3 protein-coding genes, 1 pseudogene and 1 other annotated feature are annotated in these 5418 nt (G+C 40.8%); of the genes and pseudogenes, 1 reads left to right on the top strand and 3 read right to left on the bottom strand.

Annotated elements, in window-relative coordinates; genetic code table 11:
- Window positions 1–202: 202 nt before the first annotated feature.
- Window positions 203–324, top strand: a sequence feature (Phe leader region).
- 59 nt (window positions 325–383) lie between these two features.
- On the top strand, window positions 384–2330 hold the full coding sequence (gene pheA / locus H5202_RS17475) for a prephenate dehydratase (protein ID WP_182773203.1): 1947 nt from the start codon (window positions 384–386) through the stop codon (window positions 2328–2330).
- A gap of 102 nt (window positions 2331–2432) precedes the next feature.
- Here pheA and H5202_RS17470 read toward each other — a convergent pair whose 3' ends face one another.
- The 3 genes and pseudogenes from H5202_RS17470 to H5202_RS17460 all read right to left on the bottom strand — a co-directional run bounded on the left by H5202_RS17470 (window position 2433) and on the right by H5202_RS17460 (window position 5150).
- Complete coding sequence (locus H5202_RS17470; RefSeq protein ID WP_182773202.1) at window positions 2433–2777, bottom strand: hypothetical protein; 345 nt, start codon at window positions 2775–2777, stop codon at window positions 2433–2435.
- Between the two features lie 130 nt (window positions 2778–2907).
- Window positions 2908–4047: pseudogene (tyrA, locus tag H5202_RS17465) on the bottom strand (bifunctional chorismate mutase/prephenate dehydrogenase).
- 11 nt (window positions 4048–4058) lie between these two features.
- On the bottom strand, window positions 4059–5150 hold the full coding sequence (locus H5202_RS17460; protein WP_182773201.1) for a 3-deoxy-7-phosphoheptulonate synthase: 1092 nt from the start codon (window positions 5148–5150) through the stop codon (window positions 4059–4061).
- Between the last annotated feature and the right edge of the window lie 268 nt (window positions 5151–5418).

The following is a 5418-nucleotide window of genomic DNA, read 5'->3' as shown; positions in this document are numbered from 1 at the left end:
GGCTCAACGCCACGTATCATTACCAAATGACACAGAAAGCGAATTTGAGTATGTCTATAAGGAGGAAAACGCCGCTTGATATTATTTATCTCTCACCAGCGCACCTTCGGGTGCGCTTTCTTTTGTCTGTAATCCAATACTCAAGCCTTTATGAGTAAATTTACGTTGACAGTCGCCTGTCAGAGCTTTAGTTTTACTCCATGAACAAAAAAATATTCAGCCTTTTTATTTTCTTTTTTATTCAGCCCACCCCAGGAGGCGGATTTTCTGTGTAAAAACGAAAGTGAAAATTCTCAAGCCTCCCAACTGGGAGGCTTTTTTGTCTTATAAACTTCTGCCGTATCAAGTCATGCGCCAGTATATAGCGTCACATTGAGGTCAATATGCAAAAACCACCTGAGTTAAGTCAAACTCGCGAACAGATAACAGCCCTAGATAAATCCTTATTAGCGTTATTATCCCAGCGCCGCCAATTGAGCCTCAATGTTGCACGCAGTAAAGAAATTGATGTTAGACCTATACGAGATACGCAGCGAGAAAAAGAGTTACTGGAAAGGTTAGTGCAACAAGGGCGTGACCAAGGGCTTGATGCGCACTTTGTGATATCACTTTATCAAAGCATTATTGAAGACTCGGTTTTATTTCAGCAAACTTATCTGCATGGCAGAGCAAATCCGGACACTCAAAAGCAGCAATATACTGTGGCTTATTTAGGAGCAAGGGGTTCTTACTCTTACTTAGCTGCAAGTCGTTACTGCTCACGCCGTCAAGTGGAAATGCTTGATTTTGGGTGCAAAAGTTTTGATGAAATCGTTAATGCTGTCGAATCCGGTCATGCTGATTATGGTTTTTTACCGATTGAAAATACCTCTTCAGGCTCAATCAATGAAGTGTATGACGTACTGCAACATACAACGCTGTCAATTGTGGGCGAAACGACTATTGAAGTGAGTCATTGTTTACTCACTAAACCCAATAGCAAGCTATCTGATATTAAGACAATTTATGCTCACCCACAGCCAATCAGTCAGTGCAGCCGCTATTTAAGCCAACACCCAAATATCAAACTTGAATATTGTTCTAGTAGTGCAGAAGCCATGACAAAGGTAGTCGAAGCGGACAGCAATACTGTAGCGGCAATTGGCAGTGCTGAAGGCGGAGCGCTGTATCAGTTAATTGCTATGGAGCAAGGTTTAGCGAACCAGAAAATCAATCAGAGTCGTTTTATCGTTGTCGCTCGAAAAGCTTCTGCAGTGCCTTCTCAGCTGCCAGCAAAAACCACCTTGATAATGGCAACAGGACAAAAACCTGGAGCATTAGTAGAAGCATTACTAGTACTCAAAGCACATAATTTGAATATGAGTAAGTTAGAATCTCGCCCAATACCAGGAACACCATGGGAAGAGATGTTTTATCTCGATATTGATGGCAATTTGGCTACTACTGAAGTACAACAAGCGATTAAAGAGCTTGAGCGCCTTACTCGTTTTATCAAAGTGCTTGGCTGTTATCCATGTGAAACTGTTAAACCGACACAACTGTCGCAAGCACAATTATTGATTGAACCTGGTAGCTCTAAACAAGAGCCAATAAAGCCTTTGCCTAATAGCCAAGCAAAGCATTCACGCGATTATAAATCACAAGATACTCAATTGTTCTGCCAGCACTTGCAAATAGGAGCAGGACAATTTAGCGCACTACAGCAAATTAACTTACCAATAGATAATACCGAGCTAGCTGCCCAAGCAAAGCACATCAAAGAATCAGGCTTTCAAGCTATTGTGTTAAATGATTTAAAACAGCAACTCAATGAACAACAATTAAAACAGCATACACAGGTCATTGAACAAGCCGGCTTATTATGTGTAATGCAAATAGATCAAGAACAAGAATTTATCGTTGCGAGCCAATTAGCAGATATGCTGATATTAAGTGGTAAACAAATGTATAACCAAGACATGTTAACCTTAATTGGTTCCGTCAATTTACCGGTAATATTAGAAAGAAACACCATGGCTAGTGTGGATGATTGGCTACAAGCTGCTGATACAGTCCTTAGTCACGGTAATCAACAACTCGGCCTATGCGAATCAGGTGTACGTAGTTTCACCCACCCAGAGCAATTAAGCCTCGATTTAGCTGGATTAGTTGAAGTTAAATCCCGTAGCCATTTACCCGTCATCGTTAACACGAGCTTTTGCATTAACGCTTCAATGCTAAATACGCATGCTATTGCCGTTAAGCAACTTAATGCGGACGGAATTATATTGCTACATCAAGATGGTATCTCTCAAGCTGAAATTATTCATAGTCTCTATCAAGCAAAGTAACAATTAAATAACCAACAATGACACACAAAAATGCCGAGAATAATCTCGGCATTTTTGTGTGTCATTCTAAAGCATAATGAGCAATTCAAGGTTACTCAATAATTATACTGCTAGGCCATCATTCAAACTTATCCAGCCTTTAAAAATACGATAACTGAACCAACTAACACCCAGTATATACATAGGTAAACTCAGCCATAAAGGGCTAAGCCAATATCCAGCAATGAAAAATGGGCATAGACCAATAATACTCATGCGTTGCCAACGTAGATGACTCCCCAACACAGAATCAGGATTGACGTTCTTTTGAATCAAATTAAGCCAAAAGCTCAATAATACTGGTACAAAAAATAATGGAAAAGCACTCATTAAGCCGTAAAGAAAATGCCCTAAGGAATTATCTTCAACCTGTTGAACAGGTAGCATATTCGATGGCATCATCGACATGGGGTATCCTCCAAAGGTAACTAAGTTTACTGAGCTAACACAGCGATATTTAGCTACCGTGTTAACTAAACATAAGCTTTGTGTCACTATTTCGCAATATTTAGTTCAATTAATAATGCTTCATTTAATGCTATCCAGCTTTCATATCATTAACCGATTGCAACATGGCACGACTTTCATGTTGGAACTGCGGCGCGAAGTCACCAAACCATTTAGCGACACGCTGGAACTGCTCCACAAAAGCTTGCCTATTACCAGTTTGCAACATTGTTAGTGCATCACGATAGTTATCAAGATAATCACTAATCGCGTGTTGGCTACCTGGTTGTGCAAAAATTATATCGGCATAGAGTTCAGGATCTTGAGCAAATAAACGTCCCACCATAGCTAACTCTAAGCGATAAATTGGTGAACTAAACTGTAATAAGTTACCAATATCAGCTTCTTCTTTGCACAGGTTAACCCCATATACAAATGTTGAAAAGTGACGCATAGCCTGCACGAGCTGCATGGCTTTATCATGACGCTCTGCTTCAGCTTCTACAATGCGCGCCCCCCAAATTTCAATCTGTTGCAGTAACCATTGATATGCTTCTTGATGACGACCATGACATACCACCACGACTTGCTTAGCAAGGCTGCCAACATCTGGACCAAACATAGGATGCAGACCTACTACAGGGCCTTTATGCGCAGCTAACATAGCCTCTACTGGAGCTTCTTTAATCGAGGTGAGATCAGCTAGAATACAATTTTCAGGTAACTGGGTTAACTTGTCGCGGATCACTTCACACGTCACATTAATCGGTACGGTTACAATTACTAATCCTGCACCATCAAAAATGGCGGCAGCATCTTACCAATCATTTTTATCTAAGCTTTTGACTTCATAACCAGAAAGAACCAACATTTGGCTAAATAACAGTCCAAGCTTGCCCTGACCACCCACAACCACAACATGACCAAGATCTTGTTTAATCTGCTTAAACCCAACATCTTTCTCATTTAGGTAAGATTCACGCATAAGTCGACGTAAAATATCTTCGATTAACTGTGGCGACACATTCATGTTTTGCGCTTCGTCTCGACGTTTAGCTAACATCGATGCTTCACGCTGTGGCGCGTAAATAGGCACTCCAGCGGCATGTTTCACAGCACCAACTTGCGCTACTAAATCGAGACGTTTACGTAATAAATGCAGTAATTGTTGATCAACGCCATCAATTAAATCACGAAGATGCTCTAAGCCTGCTGTGGTTTTTTCATTCATCTGTTTATCCATTAACCGTTGACAACCTGCAGCGTCTCAAAACGCGTTGGTAATACTGCAGACAACTGGTTAGCGCCTTGTCTTAAAATGGTTTCAGTGGTTTCCCAATCAATGCATGCGTCAGTGACAGAAACACCATATTTTAGCTCTGCTAACGGTTTATCTGAACTCTGATTACCTTCATTGAGGTTACTTTCAAGCATAACACCGATGATAGATTTATTGCCTGCTTCAATTTGGTTAAATACATCTTCACAAACGTTTTTTTGACGTTGATGATCTTTTGATGAATTACCATGACTACAGTCAACGACTAAACGGGCACTGAGTTTCGCCTTATGAATTTGCACTTCACTCTGGGCAACACTTTCTGCATCATAGTTAGGTGCTAAACCGCCGCGTAGAATAATGTGCCCATCTGGGTTGCCAGCAGTTTGTAACAATGAAACTTGACCTTCTTGATTTATGCCCATAAAACGGTGGCTGCTGGCAGCTGATTTAAGCGCATTAATAGCCACTTCCAACTTACCATCAGTACCATTTTTAAAACCAACAGGCATCGACAGACCTGAAGCCATTTCGCGATGAGTTTGCGACTCTGTGGTTCTGGCGCCAATTGCAGACCAAGTCACTAGCTCAGACAAATACTGTGGACTGATTGGGTCCAGCGCTTCTGTAGCGATAGGCAATTCAAGTTCAGCAAGCCAAATCATGAGCTCTCGAGCCAATCTTAGACCTTTTTCGACATCAAATGACTCATCCATATCAGGGTCATTAATCAACCCTTTCCAGCCGACCGTTGTACGAGGCTTTTCGAAATACACGCGCATTAGGATGTAGAAGTCATCACTGAGTTCATCATGTAACTTTTTCAGCTTTAATGCATACTCTTTTGCTGCTGCAATATCATGAATAGAACATGGACCCGTCACCACAAGTACACGATTATCACGTTTGTGGACAATATCCGATACCTGCTTACGAGCATTAAGAATATATTGATAAGCATGAGTTGATAATGGAAGTTCTTGCTTTAACTCAGCTGGAGTCACTAGCACTTGTTCTGAACTGATGTGCACATTATTAATGGTATCTTGTTGCATACTTATCACTCTCTTTTGACGACAGACCAAAGGTCACTAATAGATTTATTTTTTGGGTATTGGATAGTACAAGCTGTATTTTTGTAACGCTACACCATTACACCTTAAAAGCAATCATGCCTGTGCAAAGGTTCTAGAGCAAGGCTTATTTTCGTAAAGGGTAAAAAATTACTTAACCTAAGATATATTGAACAAAAAACACCCAGATACACCTCTTTACTTTTCGGCTGTTTCCGCTCTACCCGTTGTTACCGCTCTACTCGTTGTT

This window comes from Shewanella sp. SG41-4, from assembly GCF_014164505.1.
GTDB lineage: Bacteria > Pseudomonadota > Gammaproteobacteria > Enterobacterales > Shewanellaceae > Shewanella.
This window is presented reverse-complemented; position numbering and strand designations above follow the sequence as displayed.